This is a genomic window from Parageobacillus sp. G301 (genome assembly GCF_030268025.1).
In the GTDB taxonomy this organism is placed as follows: Bacteria; Bacillota; Bacilli; order Bacillales; family Anoxybacillaceae; genus Parageobacillus_B; species Parageobacillus_B toebii.
Genome location: NZ_BSDB01000001.1, coordinates 1428250 through 1448387, shown reverse-complemented (window position 1 = coordinate 1448387; position 20138 = coordinate 1428250). Strand labels below are relative to the sequence as shown.

18 protein-coding genes and 1 other annotated feature are annotated in these 20138 nt (G+C 43.2%); of the genes, 15 read left to right on the top strand and 3 right to left on the bottom strand.

Going from position 1 to position 20138, the window contains the following annotated elements; all coding sequences use genetic code 11:
* The first annotated feature begins 51 nt into the window (after positions 1-51).
* From argC to clpB, 9 genes are all read left to right on the top strand, one after another.
* Entirely contained in the window at positions 52-1089 is a 1038-nt protein-coding gene (gene argC / locus QSJ37_RS07390; protein WP_062753769.1) for an N-acetyl-gamma-glutamyl-phosphate reductase, read from the top strand.
* A 16-nt stretch (positions 1090-1105) separates the two neighbouring features.
* Positions 1106-2347 (top strand): bifunctional ornithine acetyltransferase/N-acetylglutamate synthase, encoded by a 1242-nt coding sequence (argJ, locus tag QSJ37_RS07385; RefSeq protein ID WP_285754537.1) that lies wholly within the window; start codon positions 1106-1108, stop codon positions 2345-2347.
* Between the two features lie 15 nt (positions 2348-2362).
* Positions 2363-3136, top strand: a complete 774-nt coding sequence (gene argB / locus QSJ37_RS07380) for an acetylglutamate kinase (protein ID WP_285754536.1) — start codon at positions 2363-2365, stop codon at positions 3134-3136.
* A complete protein-coding gene (locus tag QSJ37_RS07375) occupies positions 3136-4296 on the top strand; it encodes an acetylornithine transaminase (protein WP_285754535.1) in 1161 nt (386 codons plus the stop codon). The genes argB and QSJ37_RS07375 overlap by 1 nt, the downstream gene beginning before the upstream one ends.
* Before the next feature lie 99 nt (positions 4297-4395).
* Positions 4396-5466, top strand: coding sequence for a carbamoyl phosphate synthase small subunit (locus tag QSJ37_RS07370; RefSeq protein WP_285754534.1), 1071 nt, complete (start codon positions 4396-4398; stop codon positions 5464-5466).
* Entirely contained in the window at positions 5459-8581 is a 3123-nt protein-coding gene (locus QSJ37_RS07365; protein ID WP_285754533.1) for a carbamoyl-phosphate synthase (glutamine-hydrolyzing) large subunit, read from the top strand. The genes QSJ37_RS07370 and QSJ37_RS07365 overlap by 8 nt, the downstream gene beginning before the upstream one ends.
* Positions 8578-9516 carry an ornithine carbamoyltransferase gene (argF, locus tag QSJ37_RS07360; protein ID WP_285754532.1) on the top strand — a complete coding sequence of 313 codons (939 nt, stop codon included), beginning with the start codon at positions 8578-8580 and terminating at the stop codon, positions 9514-9516. Before QSJ37_RS07365 ends, argF begins: the two co-directional genes overlap by 4 nt.
* Before the next feature lie 118 nt (positions 9517-9634).
* Complete coding sequence (locus QSJ37_RS07355) at positions 9635-9814, top strand: YjzC family protein (protein WP_062753763.1); 180 nt, start codon at positions 9635-9637, stop codon at positions 9812-9814.
* A 353-nt stretch (positions 9815-10167) separates the two neighbouring features.
* On the top strand, positions 10168-12762 hold the full coding sequence (clpB, locus tag QSJ37_RS07350) for an ATP-dependent chaperone ClpB (RefSeq protein ID WP_285754531.1): 2595 nt from the start codon (positions 10168-10170) through the stop codon (positions 12760-12762).
* 50 nt (positions 12763-12812) lie between these two features.
* Here clpB and QSJ37_RS07345 read toward each other — a convergent pair whose 3' ends face one another.
* Positions 12813-12995 carry a YjzD family protein gene (locus tag QSJ37_RS07345; RefSeq protein ID WP_285754530.1) on the bottom strand — a complete coding sequence of 61 codons (183 nt, stop codon included), beginning with the start codon at positions 12993-12995 and terminating at the stop codon, positions 12813-12815.
* Positions 12996-13136: 141 nt separating this feature from the next.
* Here QSJ37_RS07345 and QSJ37_RS07340 point away from each other — a divergent pair, with 141 nt between their 5' ends.
* Positions 13137-13868 (top strand): alpha/beta hydrolase family protein, encoded by a 732-nt coding sequence (locus QSJ37_RS07340; RefSeq protein ID WP_012749434.1) that lies wholly within the window; start codon positions 13137-13139, stop codon positions 13866-13868.
* Between the two features lie 107 nt (positions 13869-13975).
* On the opposite strand, the gene QSJ37_RS07335 is transcribed toward QSJ37_RS07340, so the two are convergent.
* On the bottom strand, positions 13976-14227 hold the full coding sequence (locus QSJ37_RS07335; protein WP_205423997.1) for a hypothetical protein: 252 nt from the start codon (positions 14225-14227) through the stop codon (positions 13976-13978).
* 173 nt (positions 14228-14400) lie between these two features.
* On the opposite strand from QSJ37_RS07335, the gene QSJ37_RS07330 reads away from it, so the two are divergent.
* From QSJ37_RS07330 to QSJ37_RS07310, 5 genes are all read left to right on the top strand, one after another.
* The gene (locus tag QSJ37_RS07330; RefSeq protein ID WP_285754529.1) at positions 14401-15333 is read left to right on the top strand and encodes a beta-ketoacyl-ACP synthase III; all 933 of its coding nucleotides are present in this window, start codon (positions 14401-14403) and stop codon (positions 15331-15333) included.
* Positions 15334-15368: 35 nt separating this feature from the next.
* A complete protein-coding gene (gene fabF / locus QSJ37_RS07325) occupies positions 15369-16610 on the top strand; it encodes a beta-ketoacyl-ACP synthase II (RefSeq protein WP_285754528.1) in 1242 nt (413 codons plus the stop codon).
* A gap of 97 nt (positions 16611-16707) precedes the next feature.
* On the top strand, positions 16708-17499 hold the full coding sequence (locus QSJ37_RS07320) for a DUF2268 domain-containing putative Zn-dependent protease (RefSeq protein ID WP_285754527.1): 792 nt from the start codon (positions 16708-16710) through the stop codon (positions 17497-17499).
* A gap of 73 nt (positions 17500-17572) precedes the next feature.
* On the top strand, positions 17573-17779 hold the full coding sequence (locus QSJ37_RS07315; protein ID WP_285754526.1) for a YuzI family membrane protein: 207 nt from the start codon (positions 17573-17575) through the stop codon (positions 17777-17779).
* An 85-nt stretch (positions 17780-17864) separates the two neighbouring features.
* Positions 17865-18605 carry a YjbA family protein gene (locus tag QSJ37_RS07310; protein WP_285754525.1) on the top strand — a complete coding sequence of 247 codons (741 nt, stop codon included), beginning with the start codon at positions 17865-17867 and terminating at the stop codon, positions 18603-18605.
* 118 nt (positions 18606-18723) lie between these two features.
* Here QSJ37_RS07310 and trpS read toward each other — a convergent pair whose 3' ends face one another.
* Complete coding sequence (gene trpS / locus QSJ37_RS07305) at positions 18724-19710, bottom strand: tryptophan--tRNA ligase (protein ID WP_012749441.1); 987 nt, start codon at positions 19708-19710, stop codon at positions 18724-18726.
* Between the two features lie 47 nt (positions 19711-19757).
* Positions 19758-20001: a binding site (T-box leader), on the bottom strand.
* Between the last annotated feature and the right edge of the window lie 137 nt (positions 20002-20138).

Genomic DNA, 20138 nt, shown 5'->3' with positions numbered 1-20138 from the left:
AGTATTATAATGGTAATTACATGAAAGATAATTCGTTCAAGGAGGCTTGTCATGAATATTGCAATCATTGGTGCGACCGGGTATGGCGGTGTAGAATTATTAAGATTTTTACAACATCATCCACATGTTCATCACTGTTCGCTTTATTCTTCTTCACAAGACGGCATCCATTTTTCCGAAAGCTTCCCGCATGTTGGCGAAATAGAGGGAGCGATTCTTCAGAAAATCGATGTCGAACAAATGGCAAATGAATGCGAGGTCGTCTTTTTTGCTACTCCGCCAGGCGTTTCTAGCACACTTGCACCAACGTTGATTGATAAAGGAGTTAAAGTGATTGATTTATCCGGCGATTTTCGCTTGAAAGATAGATCAGTATATGAAATGTGGTATAAGCGACAAACAGCTTCCGATCACTATTTGCAACAGGCGGTATACGGATTAACGGAATGGAATAAAGAGGACATTCAAAAGGCGCAGCTTCTTTCCAATCCGGGATGCTATCCGACCGCTACGCTGCTCGGTTTAGCCCCGCTTGTCAAAGAACGGTTAATTGAAGAAGATTCTATTATTGTTGACGCAAAATCCGGGGTGTCGGGAGCAGGACGGAAAGCTTCGCTGAATACCCATTTTTCAGAAGTCAATGAAAATGTCAAAATTTACAAAGTAAATTCTCACCAACATATTCCAGAAATCGAACAAATGCTAAAAGCTTGGAATGAACGCATTCAGCCGATTACGTTTAGCACACATTTAATTCCGATGACAAGGGGAATTATGGCAACGATTTATGCGAAAGCAAAGAAAGAGCTGTCGTTAGAGACATTGCTAGATTTATATAAAACAAGTTATGAAGATTCGAAATTTGTCCGCGTTCGCAAGCCTGGACAATTCCCAGCCACAAAAGAAGTGTATGGCTCCAACTATTGCGATATCGGAGTTGCTTATGACGAACGTACGGGAAGAGTTACCGTTGTTTCCGTCATCGACAATCTTGTCAAAGGAGCGGCAGGACAGGCGATTCAAAACTTGAACGTGATGATGGGCTGGGATGAAGAAAGCGGGCTTATGTTAGCACCGATTTATCCATAAGGAAGGAGATCAAACGATGGTGATCGCAAAGCAAGAAAAGCATGGGACGAAAATTTCTTATATTGCGGAAGGAACGGTCGTAACTCCAAAAGGATTTAAAGCGGCAGGCGTGCATGCCGGTTTGCGTTATGCGAAAAAAGATTTGGGCGTTATCGTATGCGATGTGCCAGCATCTTGTGCCGCGGTTTATACACAAAACCATTTTCAAGCCGCCCCGCTGAAAGTAACGCAACAAAGCATCGCGGCCGAGCAAAAATTGCAGGCGGTAGTCGTCAATAGCGCATGCGCGAATGCGTGTACAGGAGAAAGAGGATTAAAAGATGCGTATGAAATGAGAGAATTATGCGCACAACAGTTCAGCATTGCCCCGCATCTTGTTGCGGTCGCCTCCACTGGTGTGATCGGTGAATTTATGCCGATGGAGAAAATTCGGGAAGGAATGAAAAAATTAGAGCCAGGCGACTTGCCGGAAAATGCGGAGGCGTTTCAAACAGCGATTTTAACGACCGATACGGTCATGAAAAAGGCTTGTTATCAGACAACGATTGACGGAAAAACGGTAACGATCGGCGGCGCGGCGAAAGGTTCTGGAATGATTCATCCGAATATGGCAACCATGCTCGCGTTTGTGACGACCGATGCCAATATTTCTTCGCCAGTATTGCAAGAAGCGCTTCGTTCAATTACGGATGTATCCTTCAATCAAATTACGGTAGATGGAGATACGTCCACGAACGATATGGTAATCGTTATGGCGAGCGGACTTGCCGGAAATAAGGAATTAACGCCGGATCATCCAGACTGGGAAAACTTTTATGAAGCGCTGAAAAAAACATGTGAGGATTTAGCGAAACAAATCGCCAAAGATGGCGAAGGGGCAACGAAGCTCATTGAAGTGCGCGTAAATGGGGCGAAAACGGACGAGGATGCGAAAAAAATCGCCAAACAAATCGTTGGCTCTAATTTAGTAAAAACGGCGGTCTATGGTGCTGACGCAAACTGGGGAAGAATTATCTGTGCGATTGGATACGCAGATGCAATGGTGAATCCGGACAATGTCGATATTTCGATGGGACCGATTATCATGCTAAAAGGAAGCGAACCGCAGCCATTTTCCGAAGAGGAAGCGAGCGTCTACTTGCAAAATGATGAGATTATCATTGAAGTAGATCTTCATCTCGGCAACGGAACAGGAGTTGCTTGGGGCTGTGACTTAACGTACGATTATGTGAAAATTAATGCGAGTTATCGCACGTAATAAGGGGAGAGGGAGATGGGAAAGACGATTGTCATCAAATGTGGAGGAAGCGTGTTAAGTGATCTGTCGTCGTCGTTTTTTACAAGTTTACAAGAGATGTACGCACAAGGTATGAACATTGTTCTCGTTCACGGCGGCGGACCGGAAATCGGACAAATGCTAAAACGGCTAAACGTGCCGAGTGAATTTGTGAACGGTTTGCGCAAGACGACAAAAGAAGTACTAGAAGTAGCAGAAATGGTTTTAGCAGGAAAGGTAAATAAGCAGCTTGTGGCATTGCTGCGGCAGTATGGGCTGCCTGCCGTGGGCGTTTCCGGTGTAGACGCCTGTTTATTGCAAGCGGCGCCAATCGATTTAGCGAAGCTCGGATACGTTGGGGAAGTCGTCAATGTCAATGCCGATTTTGTTCATCAGTTATTAAAATCACGTTACATTCCGATCATTTCACCGATCGGTGCGGATAAGGATGGCCAAAAATATAATATTAACGCCGATACAGCAGCGGGGGCGGTAGCGAAAGCGATCAAGGCGGCGCAATTGCTATTTGTGACGGACGTTCCGGGGATTTTGCGAAACGGTTCTATCGTTGAACAGGCAACGATCGATGTGATTGAACGGATGATGAATGAAGGGATTATTACAGGAGGAATGATTCCGAAAGTAAAAGCAGCGATTGCCGCGTTATCGGAATCGCTTCATGAAGTGATGATCGTAAGCGGGAAAACACCATTTTATGAAAAAGGGCAATTGCATGGAACGACGATTCGAAACGAAGTGGGGGTCTATTAATGGGAGCGTTATTTCCGACATATAACCGTTGGAATATTTGTATACAATCAGCGGAAGGGACGACAGTTACCGATATAAACGGAAAACAGTATTTGGATTTTGTTTCCGGGATCGCCGTCTGTAATCTTGGCCATCGTCATCCTGCGGTGCAGAAAGCGATCGAAGAACAGCTTGAGCGGTTTTGGCATGTTTCTAATTTATTTACCATTCCGCTTCAGGAAGAGGTAGCAGAACTTCTTGTGGCAAATAGCTGTGGCGATTATGTGTTTTTCTGCAATAGCGGCGCGGAAGCGAACGAAGCGGCATTAAAATTAGCGCGCAAACATACGGGGCGACATAAAGTCATTACATTTAAGCAATCGTTTCATGGACGGACGTTTGCGACGATGTCGGCCACAGGACAAGAAAAAGTATACAAAGGGTTTGGCCCGCTTTTACCACAATTTATCCATTTGCCGTTTAATGATATCGAAACACTGGAAAACGAAATGAACGAAGATGTTGCGGCGGTAATGGTGGAAATTGTTCAAGGAGAAGGTGGAGTCAGACCGGCCGATAAAGAGTTTTTGCAAAAAATAGCTGAGCTTTGCAAGCAATACGGCGCGCTATTGATTGTCGATGAAGTGCAAACCGGCATCGGCCGCACTGGCAAACCATTTGCCTATCAATATTTTGATATCGAACCGGATATTATTACAAGTGCGAAAGGGTTAGGAAGCGGCATTCCAGTTGGTGCGATGATTGGCAAAGCGTTTTTGAAAGATACGTTTACCGCGGGGGTTCACGGCTCGACATTTGGCGGCAATCCAATCGCGATGGCAGCCGCAAAAGCGACGTTGCAAACGATTTTTCAGCCTGACTTTTTACAAGACGTACAAGAAAAAGGAACGTATTTCTTAACGAAGCTTCAAGAGGCATTAAGCGAATTTTCGCTAGTAAAAGAAGTTCGGGGACTTGGGTTATTAGTTGGCATTGAATGTGATGAGGACATTACGAAACTAATCCCATTTATTCACGAAAATGGACTGCTTGTATTAACAGCTGGTCCGAATGTGATTCGGCTATTGCCGCCGCTAGTCGTTTCAAAAGAAGAATTAGATCAAGCGGTAGGCATTATCAAACAAACAATACAGAAAGCAAAAATCGCAGCTACGAAGTAGTCGATAGCTGCGTCTTTATCCTTAATAGGTGAATAAAAATTCTATGATATAAATAAAGATAAGGATATTAAATAAAAATTCGAGCATGAGGTGTCATTCATGGAAGCATATTTGCATTTAGCAAACGGAAAGACATTTGTCGGACAGTTGGAATCGCCGCTTCCAAATGGAGAAGTGAGCGGAGAAATCGTTTTTTTTACCGGCATGACCGGGTATCAAGAAGTATTAACAGATCCTTCTTATAAGAATCAAATCATCGTGTTTACGTACCCGTTAATCGGAAATTACGGAATTAACGCAGATGATTTTGAAAGCAAGCGCCCGCATGTACAGGCGGTTATTGTATATGAAGCGAGCAGCAAAGGATATCATTACGAAGCGAAATACAGCTTAAAGGAATACTTGCAGCAATGGAATATTCCGTTGCTTTCCCATGTTGATACGCGTGCATTAGTAAAGGAAATTCGCAATGAAGGGACGATGATGGCACAACTTACTGTTTCACCGTCGTGCAACACGGCGGCATTTCATGAAAACCCGTTTCCTGTTCATGACGTGTCGACTGCGCAAATCGAAACATACGGAAGCGGCGGGCCTCATCTTGTATTAATCGATTTTGGTTACAAAAAATCGATTTTGCAGTCATTGGTAGCGCGGGGATGCAAGGTTACCGTCGTTCCATACCATACTTCATTTGAAATGATCGAATCAATAAAGCCGGATGGAATCGTATTGTCCAATGGTCCAGGAGATCCAAAACAACTTTCCAAGCAGTTAGCAAACATTCGCCAAATTATTGACCATTATCCAACGTTAGCGATTTGTCTAGGTCATCAGTTAGTGGCGCTTTCATACGGCGCAGACACGGAAAAACTTCGCTTCGGCCATCGGGGAGCAAATCAGCCTGTGTATGATACGGTAAAACAAAAAGTGTTTATGACATCACAAAATCATAGTTATGTGGTTAAGAAAGAAAGTTTAGCCAACACCCCGTTTAATATCCGATTTACAAACGTCAATGACGGTTCCGTCGAAGGAATAGTACACCGCCACAAACCAATTTTATCGGTGCAATATCATCCGGAGGCGCATCCAGGTCCTAGCGATACGAACCATATTTTTGACGAGTTTTTGCAAACGGTAGTAAAAGGAGAGAAAGTATATGCCTAAAGATACATCGCTGCAATCGATTTTAATCATCGGATCCGGTCCGATTGTCATCGGACAGGCGGCGGAGTTTGACTATTCCGGCACGCAAGCGTGTATCGCCTTAAAAGAAGAAGGGTACCGCGTTATTTTAGTGAATAACAATCCGGCAACGATTATGACAGACGAAGTTCATGCCGATGCCGTGTACTTTGAGCCGTTGACGGTGGATAGCGTGGAGGCGATTATCGCGAAAGAGCGACCAGACGGGCTGCTGGCGACATTTGGGGGACAGACGGGACTAAACTTAGCATTTCAGCTTCATGAAGAAGGAATTTTAGAAAAATATGGGGTGAAGCTGCTCGGAACTCCGATTGAAGCGATTAAAAGAGGAGAGGACCGCGAAGCGTTTCGCGCGCTCATGTATGAATTAGGCGAACCAGTTCCGGAGAGTGAAATTATTACGAGTGTCGATGAAGCGGTCGCTTTTGCCGAAAAAATCGGATTTCCGATCATTATTCGCCCCGCCTATACACTCGGAGGAACGGGCGGGGGAATCGCAGAAACGATGGAACAATTTATTGATTTAGTCGAAAAAGGACTCGCGGAAAGTCCAATTACGCAATGTCTTATTGAACGAAGCGTAGCTGGATATAAGGAAATTGAATATGAAGTAATGCGCGACCATACGAATACGTGCATTACTGTTTGCAATATGGAAAACGTCGATCCTGTCGGCATCCATACCGGTGACTCTATCGTTGTTGCTCCATCGCAAACGTTGACGGACGAGGAATACCAAATGTTGCGATCTTCAGCCATCAAAATTATTTCGGCGCTCGGTATCATTGGAGGATGCAACATTCAGTTCGCGCTAGACCCATTTAGCAAACGATATTATTTAATTGAAGTAAATCCGCGTGTCAGCCGTTCATCGGCGCTTGCATCGAAAGCAACGGGATACCCGATCGCACGCATAGCCGCGAAATTAGCAGTCGGCTATACGTTGGCAGAACTTCTTAATCCAGTAACGAAAACGACGTACGCAAGCTTTGAACCAGCACTCGATTATGTCGTTGTAAAATTTCCGCGCTTGCCGTTTGATAAATTTCCTTTCGGCGATCGCCAGCTTGGCACGCAAATGAAAGCGACGGGAGAAGTGATGGCGATTGACCGCAACATGGAACGAGCGTTTCAAAAAGCGGTTTACTCATTAGAAGGTGCGAATAACGGATTGTATTTACCAGAACTTGCTTCCCATACAGATGATGAGCTCAAACAACTGCTTGTTCGAAAAGATGATCGCCGCTTTTTTGCGATTCTCGAATTGTTCCGTCGCGGAGAAACGATCAATACCGTATATGAATTAACAAAAATCGACCGTTTCTTTTTGCATTCGTTTTATCAGTTGATCGAATTAGAAAAGAAAGCGAAAGAAACGAGCTTAGAACATATTGATGAAGCGACGTTCCGTCTGTTGAAAGAAAAAGGTTTTTCTGATGCGTTTTTAGCGGAAGTATGGAACGTGAAGGAAAAAGACGTAAGAGAAAAGCGAAAACAACTTGGCATCGTTCCGGCATATAAAATGGTCGATACGTGCGCGGCGGAATTCCATTCAGAAACGGATTATTACTATTCGACATATTTCGGCGAAGATGAACGGAAAAAAAGCGATAAAGAGAAAGTATTGATTATTGGCGCAGGACCGATTCGAATCGGGCAAGGAATCGAGTTTGATTACAGCTCTGTTCACAGCGTGTACGCACTTCAAGAAGAAGGATATGAAACGGTATTGATGAACAATAATCCGGAAACCGTTAGCACTGATTTTGCTGTGGCTGACCGTCTTTATTTCGAGCCGCTTACTTTAGAAGAAGTGCTGAATGTGATAGAAGCGGAACAGATTAAAAAAGTCATTGTTCAGTTCGGAGGACAGACGGCAATTAATCTCGTGAAAGGGCTCGAAGAAGCGAATATCACTCTTCTCGGCGTCACTTATGATGTGATTGACCAGCTTGAAGATCGTGATCGTTTTTATCAGCTATTAGAAGAATTGGACATTCCACACGTACCGGGAATGATGGCAAATAACGAAGAAGAACTTATTTCGAACGCCAAAAAAATCGGTTATCCGATATTGCTTCGTCCTTCTTATGTCATTGGCGGCAGAGGAATGTTCATTGTGAAAAATGAACAACAATTATGCGCGCTGCTAGAGCAGCGAATAATTACGTACCCTGTGCTGATCGATGCATATTTAGACGGAAAAGAAGCAGAAGTCGATGTTGTTGCGGATGGAAACGATATTTTACTTCCGACGATTATCGAACATGTGGAAAAGGCTGGAGTACATTCAGGAGACAGCTATGCAATGCTGCCAGCGCAAACGATTACGGATGAAGAACAATCCAAAATCATTACGTACGCCAAAAAAATTGTAAAGAAATTACAATTTAAAGGCATTATGAATATTCAATATGTCATTGCCAACGGTCAGGTATACGTATTGGAAGTGAACCCGCGCGCAAGCCGGACCGTTCCGATCGTCAGCAAGGCAACAGGCATACCGCTCGCGCAAATTGCGACAAAATTATTGCTTGGGAAATGTTTAAGCGATGTCGTTGACGAAAAACAGCAGCGTTTGGCGAGCTTGCCATATATTGTTTTAAAATATCCGGTATTTTCGACATATAAATTGCCGGGAGTCGATCCGCTTGTTGGACCAGAAATGAAGTCGACGGGAGAAGGAATCAGCATTGCAAAAACAATGGAAGAAGCGGCGGCAAAGGCGTTTTATTCGTATTTAGCAAAAAAACATAAAGCACGAGAAATTTATGTGAACGGTGAAATAAGCGATGAACTTCTTCAAATTATAAAGGAAAAACAATTAATCATTGTTTCCGACATACCGTTTTCCGAATGGATAAAACGAAAGGAAGCGTTAGCGTTTTTAGATTTGCAAAAAGACGGAAACAGCCAATATAGAATGCTTGCGTTGTCCCGGCAAATTATGACGTTTACAGAAATCGAAACGTTCTGTCTCTTTTTACAAGCGGTCGGTGTGAAAAAGTTTTCTGTTTTATCCATTCAAGAATGGCTTGAAAAGAAAAAACAAATCGAGAAAGCGGTGATTGTATGAAAACAGTCGTTTCATTAAAAGGAAAAGATTTTTTAACATTAATGGACATTTCAACAGAAGATATTCATTATTTGTTGACACTTGCCAAGGAATTAAAGCAAAAACAGCTTGCCGGACAATTGTATACTCCGCTTGTTGGAAAAACGTTAGCGATGATTTTTGAAAAACCATCCACCCGCACGAGAGTATCATTTGAGGTGGGAATGACCCAGCTCGGTGGTAGTGCGCTTTATTTAAATAGCAATGATTTGCAGCTTGGACGAGGAGAAACGATCGCCGATACGGCGAGAGTATTATCGCAATATGTTGATGCGATTATGATTCGCACATTCGCTCATCGCACATTGGAGGAGCTCGCTGAATATGCGACGATTCCGGTTATTAACGGACTGACCGATGATGATCACCCGTGTCAAGCGCTGGCTGACTTATTAACGATTTATGAAGTGAAGAACACGTTAAAAGGATTGAAACTTGCCTATGTCGGTGATGGCAACAACGTCGCACACGCGCTTATGATTGCGGCTGCAAAAGTTGGCATGGACTGTGTGATCGCTTGCCCGGCTGGTTATGAGCCAAAAGAGAAGTATGTAAATGCGGCAATGCAAATTGGAAAACAAACAGGAGCGAATGTTGCAGTCACGCATGATCCAGTCGAAGCGGTCACCAACGCGGACATCATTTATACAGACGTATGGACGAGCATGGGGCAAGAACAAGAAAGCGAGCAGCGTCTTGCGGTGTTTCAACCGTTTCAAGTCAATTGCGAATTAGCAAAACATGCAAAACCTGATTATATGTTTCTTCATTGCTTGCCAGCCCACCGCGATGAAGAAGTAACAGCCGATGTGATTGATGGACCAAATTCGTTTGTCTTCCAACAGGCTGGAAATCGGCTTCACGTACAGAAGGCGATTTTACTATCGTTATTATGACGAAATCGCACCGGAGATATGCCGGTGCTTTTTTCATGCAGCCATTATTTGTATGGTTATGAACAAAGGAACAGACGGGAATGATAAAAATATACTTCGGATAAGGGGGGATGCTGCAATGGGCCAACAACGCCATTTCCAACCAGGCGACAAAGCGCCGAACAACGGTATATATATTGAAATTGGCGAAACAGGCGATAACGTCAAAAATCCAAAAAAAATAAAACTAAAAGCAGGAGATACGTTCCCGGAAACATCAAATCACAATCGCCACTGGACATATAAGAGAAAACCATAATAAAGAAAAGCGGAGGCGGCCCAATTTCGCCTAAAGGCTGCCCACGTCCTGTGGGCAACGGCGAAATGTCGCCATCCTGGCTCCCCCGAAGCGAAATGTTCTTCGACCGCTGAAGTGCTTGCACTTCAAGGGAGAAGGTTATTTCGCACAAGGGAGCTAGCCGCCGAGCTGGACAAGAAGAAAAGCGAAAGGCGCCATATCCTTTGGACGGCGAAATGCCGTCATCCCGGTTCCGTATATTCCCCACTACAAAGCCATTCCTATATTGGAGTGGCTTTCTATTTGAAAAGAAAAGTCGGCATCCGCTATAATATACTTAAAGGTCAAAAAAGGTCAAAAGAGAGGGAAAGTCGATGAACGCAAATAAGTTTACGGAGAAAGTGCAGGAGGCTTTTCTTGAGGCTCAATCGATTGCCATTCGGCGCCATCATCAGCAACTCGATGTCGAACACTTGCTGCTCGCATTATTGCAGCAAGAAGAAGGGCTTGCGAGAAGAATCTTCACACTGCTTCGAGTTAATATAGACGCATTCACTCATGAACTGCAAATGTTGTTAAAGAAAAAGCCAGAAGTGCTTGGGGCTGGTGCGGAAAACCTTTATATGTCCCAACGACTGCAGCGATTGTTGACAAAAGCGGAAGAAGAAGCAAAAAATATGCAAGACGAATATATTTCTGTTGAGCATTTACTGCTTGCCTTTACATCGGAGGCCGATGATATCGGACGACTTTTTCATCGTTACAACATTAACCGTTCTTCATTGTTGCATGTATTGACGGAAATAAGGGGGAATCAGCGCGTGACAAGTCCAAATCCAGAAGCTACATATGAAGCATTAAAAAAATACGGCCGCGATTTAGTCGCTGAAGTGAAAGCGGGAAAAATTGATCCTGTCATTGGTCGTGATAGCGAAATTCGCCGTGTTATTCGCATTTTATCACGCAAAACGAAAAACAACCCGGTGCTTATCGGGGAACCGGGTGTTGGGAAAACGGCAATTGTAGAAGGATTGGCGCAACGCATCGTTCGCAAAGATGTTCCGGAAGGATTGAAGGATAAGACGATTTTTGCTTTAGATATGAGTTCACTCGTCGCCGGGGCGAAGTTTCGCGGCGAATTTGAAGAACGTCTAAAAGCGGTATTAAATGAAATAAAGAAAAGCGAAGGGAGAATTATTTTATTTATCGATGAATTGCATACGATTGTCGGTGCCGGAAGGGCAGAAGGAGCGATGGATGCGGGCAACATGTTAAAGCCGATGTTGGCGCGCGGCGAGTTGCATTGTATCGGTGCAACCACACTTGACGAATACCGGCAATATATTGAGAAAGATCCGGCACTCGAACGGCGCTTCCAGCAAGTTCTTGTCGAAGAACCGAGCGTGGAAGATACGATTTCGATTTTGCGCGGCTTAAAAGAACGGTTTGAGGTTCATCATGGAGTGAAAATTCATGACCGTGCCCTTGTTGCGGCGGCGACATTGGCCGATCGCTACATTTCGGATCGATTTTTGCCTGACAAAGCGATTGACTTAGTCGATGAAGCATGTGCGACCATCCGTACCGAAATGGATTCCATGCCATCGGAGCTGGATGAAGTGATGCGCCGCGTCATGCAATTGGAAATCGAAGAAGCAGCATTGCGAAAAGAAACAGACGAAGCGAGTAAAGAACGTCTTGAAGCGCTCACCAAAGAGCTGGCTGACTTACGGGAAAAAGCAAACAGTATGAAAGCGCAATGGCAGCAGGAAAAAGAAGCCATTCAGCGCGTGCGTGACGTTCGCGAAGCGCTGGAAAAAGCAAAGCGGGAATTAGAAGAAGCGGAAAATGAATACGATTTAAATAAAGCAGCAGAACTTCGTCACGGCCGCATTCCGCAGTTAGAAAAACAATTAAAGCAGCTTGAACAACAAATGAATGAAAATAGTCAAGAAGGCCGTCTTCTCCGCGAAGAAGTAACAGAGGAGGAAATTGCGGAAATCGTTTCGCGATGGACGGGAATCCCGTTAACGAAATTAGTTGAAGGAGAACGGGAAAAGTTATTGCGTCTGCACGAATTGCTGCATGAACGAGTCATCGGTCAAGATGAAGCGGTTGAACTTGTTGCTGATGCGGTGTTGCGGGCGCGTGCTGGCATTAAAGATCCTAATCGTCCGATTGGTTCCTTTATCTTTTTAGGACCGACAGGAGTCGGGAAGACAGAACTAGCAAAAACGCTCGCACAAGCGTTGTTTGACAGTGAAGAACAAATGATCCGCATCGATATGTCCGAGTATATGGAAAAACATGCTGTTTCTCGCTTGATTGGAGCTCCTCCGGGCTATGTCGGCTATGAAGAAGGAGGACAGCTAACGGAAGCGGTGCGGCGCAAACCGTATTCCGTCATCCTGTTAGACGAAATTGAAAAGGCGCATCCAGAAGTATTCAATATTTTATTGCAAATGCTGGATGATGGGCGTATTACTGACTCGCAAGGACGTACCGTTGATTTTAAAAATACGGTTGTGATTATGACATCGAATATCGGGTCGCATTTATTGCTAGAAGGAGTTACGGAAAATGGAGAGATTAAAGAAGAGACGCGTGAGCAAGTATTACAGCAATTGCGCGCGCATTTCCGTCCGGAATTTTTAAACCGAATCGACGACATTGTTTTATTTAAGCCGTTAACCATGGATGAAATAAAAGGAATCGTGACAAAGTTTGCGAACGAATTAGCGAAACGGCTTAGCGACCGTCATATTTCGCTTTCTTTGACAGATAAAGCAAAAGAATATATCGCCGAGTCTGGATTTGACCCGGTTTACGGGGCGCGTCCGTTAAAACGATTTATGCAAAAGCAAATTGAAACACCGCTTGCAAAAGAAATTGTCGCCGGACGTGTGAAAGACTACAGTACAGTTGTAGTGGATTACCGGAACGGACAAATCGTTGTAGAAGTCCAATAATAGAAACAAGGCTGTCCTTCATTTTAGGACAGCCTTGTTGTTAGTTTTTCTTAGTGGTGTTCTACCGGTTCATCAGGAATTAAGCTTGCTACAATAATAACCAAAATAGTAACGATTGCCCCTAATAAAGCCCCTGTTGAAAAATTATATGGAATTCCTTGCATAGAGCCAATGACGTATGTAGCCATTTGCACTAAAAGGAACGTCCAGAAAAACGTCCAAAAAAGCCGCATGTTTCTTCCCCCCAATCTCTCTAGCTTCCTTTTCTTATCTTACCACAACTTGATCTTTTAGGCATATACCCGTACTTTTTTTTTCGTTCCGCATACTGTATATTGTACAATTATGCATCGTAAAAACAAGGGTGGATATCAATGACGATTCAACAACGATTTTTTCAGCTCGATGATCAGTGGTGTATCATTCATTTGCCAGAGCGCCCAAACGGATTTGCTGTCTTTATTATTGGCGATACGAATCATTTTGTTAATGAACATACAAGTTTTTGGATAGAGCACAAAGGACGCCATCATCTTCTTTGCGAGTTGCTCGAATATGGTTATACCATTTTTTACTCTCATTTATACGGCCGGCATTGGGGAAGTCCTAAAGCCGTACGCTTAGCTAAGCAACTTATTTACTACGTATTAAAAAGTGAAATATTAAACAATCGTATTTATATTCTTGCGGAAGGAATGGGAGCGCTTGTGGCTTTGCAGCTCCTTGAAACAATGCCAAAGCAAATCCGCGCGATTGTGATGTTAAGCCCTTGTCTAGATTTACGCGCTCAACTTGAGTATGAAAAGGAAAATAAGTTTTTTTATAAGAGAATGGCAAGAGAAATAGCGCTTGCATACGATATAGACGAGGCAAATGCCGAAAAAGCGGTTCCTTCACTGCTGCTTGTTCCGCATCAAGTTCCAATAAAAATATGGCAATTATCAGGAATTACTCCTTACCCATCCTCTCTACACTGTCGAAAATATGAGCAATGGATGAGGACGACTAACCATAACGTTCATGTGATTTATTGTTTGCCGGAAAAGCGGTACCAATTTGGCAAAGCGATCGATCAATTTTTTCAACAATATAATGAGCTTCCATAAAACTCCTCTATCGCTGATCGGAGCGGTAGAGGAATTGCTTTAGAAATTTTTTGTGGCTATATGTTTTGATGTTCATGATAAAAAGAGGCGCCGTCTAACGACGCCTCTTATTTTTTAAACATATCTACCAAAGAAGTAATTTTTTTCATCAATGGTTTTAATTGGTCAAACGAAGCGACCAGCGTATCAATATTTTGAATGATCTGCATAAAATCAATGTCTTGCTGTGAAGAAGACTCCGTACGAGCAGCTGGATTATCATGCGATTGATGAGATCGTGGAGGAAAGGGACCGAACATTAAACGGGAAAAACGATCTAACTGCTCGCTAGGTTGTTTTGACTGCTCTTTATCATCCATCGTACAGCGCCTCCTTTTTCTTTTCTTCTTATTAGCACTGTATGTAGAAAATAAGAAAGTGACTAGACAAATCACATGTATTACATATTTCTATTGCGCGTTTTTTCTATTTCCGATAAAATTAGTACCAAGTAATAATAATTGGTTATATACTACTAAAGGAGATGTTCAGTGTGGGAGCAGGTATTCTTGGAATCGGCCGGTATTTGCCGGAAAAGGTGTTAACAAATTTTGATTTGGAGAAGATGATGGATACGTCTGATGAATGGATTCGGACGAGAACGGGAATTGAAGAACGAAGAATAGCCACTGATGATATGGATACTTCCGATATGGCATATTTCGCAGCGAAAAAAGCGATCGAGGACGCAAAAATTTCTCCGCAAGATATTGACTTAATTTTAGTAGCAACGGTGACTCCTGACAGGGCATTTCCATCTGTGGCCTGCATGCTGCAGGAACGGCTCGGAGCGGTAAAAGCAGCAGCATTGGATATTAGCGCGGCATGTGCCGGTTTTATTTATGGAATGGTCACAGCAAGCCAATTTATTGACAATGGCGCATATCGTTATATATTGGTAGTGGGAGCTGAAAAATTATCCAAAATCATCGATTGGAATGACCGCAATACGGCAGTGCTATTCGGCGACGGCGCTGGTGCGGTCGTGATGGGGCCTGTTTCCGAGGGACGTGGTATTTTATCGTTTGAATTAGGTGCAGACGGAACAGGAGGAAAACATTTATATAAAGAAGAATATATCGTAATGAACGGTAGAGAAGTGTTTAAATTTGCCGTTCGTCAAATGGGTGAATCGTGCATTCACGTCTTAGAAAAAGCAGGATTATCGAAAAACGACGTTGATTTTCTCATTCCACATCAAGCGAATATTCGCATTGTCGAGGCGGCAAGACAGCGTCTTGAACTGCCGGAGGAGAAAATGTCAACAACTATTCGAAAATATGGAAACACTTCAGCGGCTTCCATTCCGATTTCTATTGTCGAAGAATTAGAAGCAGGTAAAATCAAAGATGATGATCTCATAATTATGGTTGGATTTGGCGGCGGATTAACGTGGGGTGCAATCGCTTTACGTTGGGGCCGCTAGCAGCTCAATACGGATAAAAAGGAGAGACGGAAGCGATGGAAAAAAGACGAGTCGTTGTTACAGGTCTTGGTGCAGTAACACCGCTTGGAAACGATGTGGAAACAACATGGAAAAACATTATTGCCGGCAAGTCGGGAATAGGGGTGCTTACTCGTGTCAATCCAGATGAATTCCCGGCGAAAGTAGCAGCAGAAGTGAAAGATTTCAATCCGGAAGACTTTATGGATCGACGTGAAGCACGTAAAATGGATCGTTTTACGCAATATGCTGTCGCTGCCTCGTTGATGGCGGTAAAAGATGCAAAATTAGAAATTACAGACGAAAATGCGGCAAGAGTCGGCGTTTGGATCGGATCTGGCATCGGCGGAATGGAAACGTTTGAACAGCAGTTTGAAATTTTCCAACAACGCGGCTACCGTCGCGTAAGCCCGTTTTTTGTGCCGATGATGATTCCGGATATGGCAGCAGGGCAAGTATCTATTATTCTAGGTGCAAAAGGAATCAATTCTTGTACGGTCACTGCTTGTGCAACAGGGACAAATTCCATTGGTGATGCGTTCAAAGTCATTCAACGCGGCGATGCCGATGTAATGATTACTGGCGGTACAGAAGCGCCGATTACGAAAATGGCGTTAGCCGGATTTTGTGCAAATACGGCATTATCTACGAACCCAGACCCAAGAACGGCAAGCCGTCCGTTTGATAAAAATCGGGATGGCTTTGTCATGGGTGAAGGCGCCGGCATTCTCGTATTAGAAGAGCTAGAGCATGCGTTGCGCCGCGGCGCGCGGATTTATGCGGAAATTGTCGGCTATGGTGCGACAGGGGATGCATATCATATTACTGCGCCGGCTCCAGGCGGAGAAGGCGGTGTTCGCGCGATGCGCCAAGCGTTGGCGGATGCGGGAATGAATCCGGAAGAGATTGATTATATTAATGCCCATGGTACAAGTACGGAATACAATGACAAATATGAAACGATGGCGATTAAAGAAGTGTTTGGCGACCATGCATACAAGCTTGCGATCAGCTCGACAAAATCGATGACCGGTCATTTGCTGGGAGCCGCTGGAGCAGTAGAAGCGATATTTTCTGTATTAGCGATTAAAGATGGGGTAATTCCGCCGACGATGAACTATGAAACTCCTGATCCGGAATGCGATTTGGACTATGTGCCAAATGAGGCAAGAAAGCAAGAAGTAAACGCAGTGTTAAGCAATTCTCTTGGATTTGGCGGACATAATGCAACGTTGATTTTCAAAAAATATACAAAATAATGGAAAACGGCTATCTCGACAGAAGAGAGATAGCCTTTTTTCACCTCTTTTTCTTTTCCGTCATACGATAGAAAAAACGGAAAAAGAGGTGAAAAAGATGCCTGTTATTCGTACCGACCAATGGCTCGATGAATGGCATGACAATCCTATTCGGCTATGCCAACATCTAACTTCCTACTTTCCAAACGCCAGCGCACGTGATATTTATCTTTATCTTGTGCGTTACGGTATGTATCAACCGTCAAAAAATATCGGAGAAATGATTAAGCAAATGAAACAAAAAAACATATGGGAACGAGTCGAGGCGGTTTACGAGAAGCGAAAAAAGGAATGGAACGGTCCAGATGTGCCTCTTTTTCTTTTTCCATCAGACACACATAATCGAAAATTGGCTCGTGAGTTTAATAGTAAAGGCGGAGTCGCTTTTCACGATAAATTGCTTATTTTTTTATTACCGCATCATACGGACAAAGAAATCGAGGCATTGATCACACATGAGTATAATCATGTTTGCCGCCTGAAAAAACAAAAAAAGGAAGATGAAGGCGTTACACTTTTAGACGCGATCGTACTAGAAGGACTTGCCGAAAATGCTGTTGGCCGTTATGTTGGCAAGAGTCATCAAGCAAGCTGGACGACCTATTACTCAGATGAACAACTTGATCATTTTTGGAAACGATATGTTTCACCATATCAGTCAATTTTACCACAACATCCGTTATATTCTCGACTTCTCTATGGTCTCGGTTTTTATCCAGCCATGCTTGGTTATGCAGTGGGATATTATATAGTCCGTCGTTGCCTTGAACATGGTGCTCGCTTTTCCGAGTTAATGGGCATTGACTCAGAAAAGATGTTGCATCTTGCTTCGTTAGAAAAAAAGGAATAGTCATGATGATCATCGGGTGCTCATATATGTAAAAATAAGATGGACAAGTTAAGAGAGAAAGAAGAGGGACCCGATGATTCGCATATTCATTTATTTAGTCGGTTTTGGAGTTTCTGTTATTGGCGGGGTAACCGTTATTGCTTATTTAAACATTATGACGCCAGAGCGGGGATGGAGCGAATATTTTTCATATGTTTGCACAAGAGTAGAATGTTATTTATTACCAATAGGACTTTTACTAATGTGGGGAAGCTTATACTTCCCTTACCGAGAAGAGTAATGGATAAAAAAGGGTAGTATGGAATAAAATTCGCCCCCTCTGCCTATACTGATGGACAAATAGGTTTAGAAGTGAGGGGTATCGTATGCTGTATCTGCATGATGTTTGGGTCAATTGGTTTGAAGGGGAAGAGAACGGATACAACGTATGTCATTTCCATGAATGGCGGAAAGATGATCAAGTGGAACTGCTCGATCAAGTACCGCTTCTCAAAGTGTCTTCTGCGCTATTCAACTATATTGAAAACAGTTTATCGGAAATCCCAAAGCAGCTTCTTGAAGACGTATACCAAAAAGCATATGTGCGAAAAAATCATGAACGCATTCAGCTTGATTACTGTTTTGTCATTACAGACGGTTATGGCATTCTTGCTGTTGATACGATTGGTTATAACATTCCGATTCGGAAAAGCCGCCTTATTCCGAGACAGGAGCAGCTAGTATATGAAATGGTCGCTGAACATCAAGAAGAACCATATCCGCTGCCTGCTCATGAAAAAGAACATCATATTTTGTCGCCATCCCCTGAATGGATGATGGGACTTACACGAAAGGAACGACAGCTTAAACAACTTTTATTTATGGCGCTTGACCAACTTCATTCGACGAAAAACGTTGCAGAGGTACGCTACTGGTATACGGAATGGGCGCCGCAAAAATATCCTGATATTCAAAAAATGTCGTTTGAAGAAGCATGGCAGCACTTATACGAAGAGACAAAATACGGCTGGTCCGACAAACATGAGCAGCTATGCGAAAAATTAATTAAAGGACAGCCGTTTTTTGAAAAGCTTTGGGAAATGGAACAGGAGCCAAAAGTTAATTAAGAAAAATAAAGTCGCAATGATGAATGATATTTCTGCCAGAGTCAGCATAGGAAAGCTTAATAAGCATATAAAACATATAAAAAAGCAAGCCATCGTTCGGCTTGCTTTTATTATTGTTTTAGCGTCTTCTTCCAAGCCCTATCGCTTGTTCCATTTTTTCAAGCATTTCCGTTGCTACTTTGTTTGCTTTTTCTGCTCCTTGGTCAAGCACTTGGTCAAGCGTGCTGCTTTCCAACAAGTCGTAATATTTTTCTTGGATCGGAGTAAGGGTGTCAATAATTACTTGAGCAAGATCAGCTTTAAATACGCCATATCCTTTTCCGGCATATTCTTGTTCAAGTTCTTCAATCGTTTTATTGGCTAAAATCGAATAAATGTTAAGGAGATTGGAAATTCCCGGTTTATTTTCTTTGTCATATCGGATGACGCCTTCAGAATCGGTTACAGCGCTTTTTATTTTCTTTTCAATCGTTTTGGCATCATCAAGAAGCGTAATAAACGACTTTTTGTTTGGATCCGATTTGCTCATTTTTTTCGTTGGATCCGTAAGTGACATAATGCGTGCACCGATTTTTGGAATGCGCGGTTCTGGGATCGTAAAAATCTCTCCATACCGTTTGTTAAATCGTTCCGCTAAATCGCGCGTCAATTCAATATGTTGTTTTTGGTCCTCTCCAACAGGAACGATATCGGTTTTATACAAGAGAATATCCGCAGCCATCAATGGAGGATAGGTAAGCAGCCCGGCGCTCACTGCTTCTTTTCCTGCCGATTTATCTTTAAATTGAGTCATTCTTTCTAGTTCACCGATATAAGAAATGCATTGCAGTATCCAACCCGCTTGGGCATGGGCAGGAACTTCCGATTGAATAAACAAAGTAGCTTTATTCGGATCAATGCCGACCGCCAAGTAAAGAGCGGCTAAACTGCGAATGTTTTTTTGCAGTTCTTCCGGATCTTGCGGAACGGTAATGGCGTGTTGATCGACAATGCAAAAATAGCAGTTGTATTCATGCTGCAATTCCACGAATTGCCGCATTGCTCCGATATAGTTACCAAGAGTAATGACGCCGCTTGGCTGAATTCCTGAAAAGCTCGTTTTCATAACACCACTCCTTTTTTATCAATTTAAAAAGGCCCTACCCCCTGAGAGTTAGGGACGATAGGACCGCGTTGCCACCCTAGTTATTGCACATGATGTGCAATCACTTTGCCCATGCTTTTATGCGCATGGCGCCTTGATAACGTAAGGCAGACGTCCAAAGCCTACTAAAGCCAACTGCTCATTCAGCCGGATGCTCGAAAGCCCATTCCATATTGCTAGCCGCTTGTTCGCACCATCCACAAGCTCTCTGAAGGCATCGCAATATGTACTCTTCTTTCTCATCGCATGTGCCGTTCCAGTTTTGTTGATTCTTATTGTAAAATATCTAGTTGCTATGTGCAAGTTTCTTTTTATTCTATAGCAATGAATAGAAAAAAGTTAAAGAAAATATAATTTACGTGGAGAAATAAATTGGCAAATTTATTGAA

Excerpts from the sequence above, each read along its gene's own strand:
- QSJ37_RS07320 (WP_285754527.1), top strand. The coding sequence starts at position 16,708 with ATGCCTGTTATTCGTACCGACCAATGGCTCGATGAATGGCATGACAAT.
- QSJ37_RS07345 (WP_285754530.1), bottom strand. The coding sequence starts at position 12,995 with ATGCGGCTTTTTTGGACGTTTTTCTGGACGTTCCTTTTAGTGCAAATG.
- QSJ37_RS07375 (WP_285754535.1), top strand. The coding sequence starts at position 3,136 with ATGGGAGCGTTATTTCCGACATATAACCGTTGGAATATTTGTATACAA.
- QSJ37_RS07355 (WP_062753763.1), top strand. The coding sequence starts at position 9,635 with ATGGGCCAACAACGCCATTTCCAACCAGGCGACAAAGCGCCGAACAAC.
- QSJ37_RS07370 (WP_285754534.1), top strand. The coding sequence starts at position 4,396 with ATGGAAGCATATTTGCATTTAGCAAACGGAAAGACATTTGTCGGACAG.
- trpS (WP_012749441.1), bottom strand. The coding sequence starts at position 19,710 with ATGAAAACGAGCTTTTCAGGAATTCAGCCAAGCGGCGTCATTACTCTT.
- QSJ37_RS07335 (WP_205423997.1), bottom strand. The coding sequence starts at position 14,227 with ATGGATGATAAAGAGCAGTCAAAACAACCTAGCGAGCAGTTAGATCGT.
- argF (WP_285754532.1), top strand. The coding sequence starts at position 8,578 with ATGAAAACAGTCGTTTCATTAAAAGGAAAAGATTTTTTAACATTAATG.
- QSJ37_RS07315 (WP_285754526.1), top strand. The coding sequence starts at position 17,573 with ATGATTCGCATATTCATTTATTTAGTCGGTTTTGGAGTTTCTGTTATT.
- QSJ37_RS07365 (WP_285754533.1), top strand. The coding sequence starts at position 5,459 with ATGCCTAAAGATACATCGCTGCAATCGATTTTAATCATCGGATCCGGT.
- QSJ37_RS07310 (WP_285754525.1), top strand. The coding sequence starts at position 17,865 with ATGCTGTATCTGCATGATGTTTGGGTCAATTGGTTTGAAGGGGAAGAG.
- QSJ37_RS07340 (WP_012749434.1), top strand. The coding sequence starts at position 13,137 with ATGACGATTCAACAACGATTTTTTCAGCTCGATGATCAGTGGTGTATC.
- argC (WP_062753769.1), top strand. The coding sequence starts at position 52 with ATGAATATTGCAATCATTGGTGCGACCGGGTATGGCGGTGTAGAATTA.
- fabF (WP_285754528.1), top strand. The coding sequence starts at position 15,369 with ATGGAAAAAAGACGAGTCGTTGTTACAGGTCTTGGTGCAGTAACACCG.
- clpB (WP_285754531.1), top strand. The coding sequence starts at position 10,168 with ATGAACGCAAATAAGTTTACGGAGAAAGTGCAGGAGGCTTTTCTTGAG.
- argB (WP_285754536.1), top strand. The coding sequence starts at position 2,363 with ATGGGAAAGACGATTGTCATCAAATGTGGAGGAAGCGTGTTAAGTGAT.
- argJ (WP_285754537.1), top strand. The coding sequence starts at position 1,106 with ATGGTGATCGCAAAGCAAGAAAAGCATGGGACGAAAATTTCTTATATT.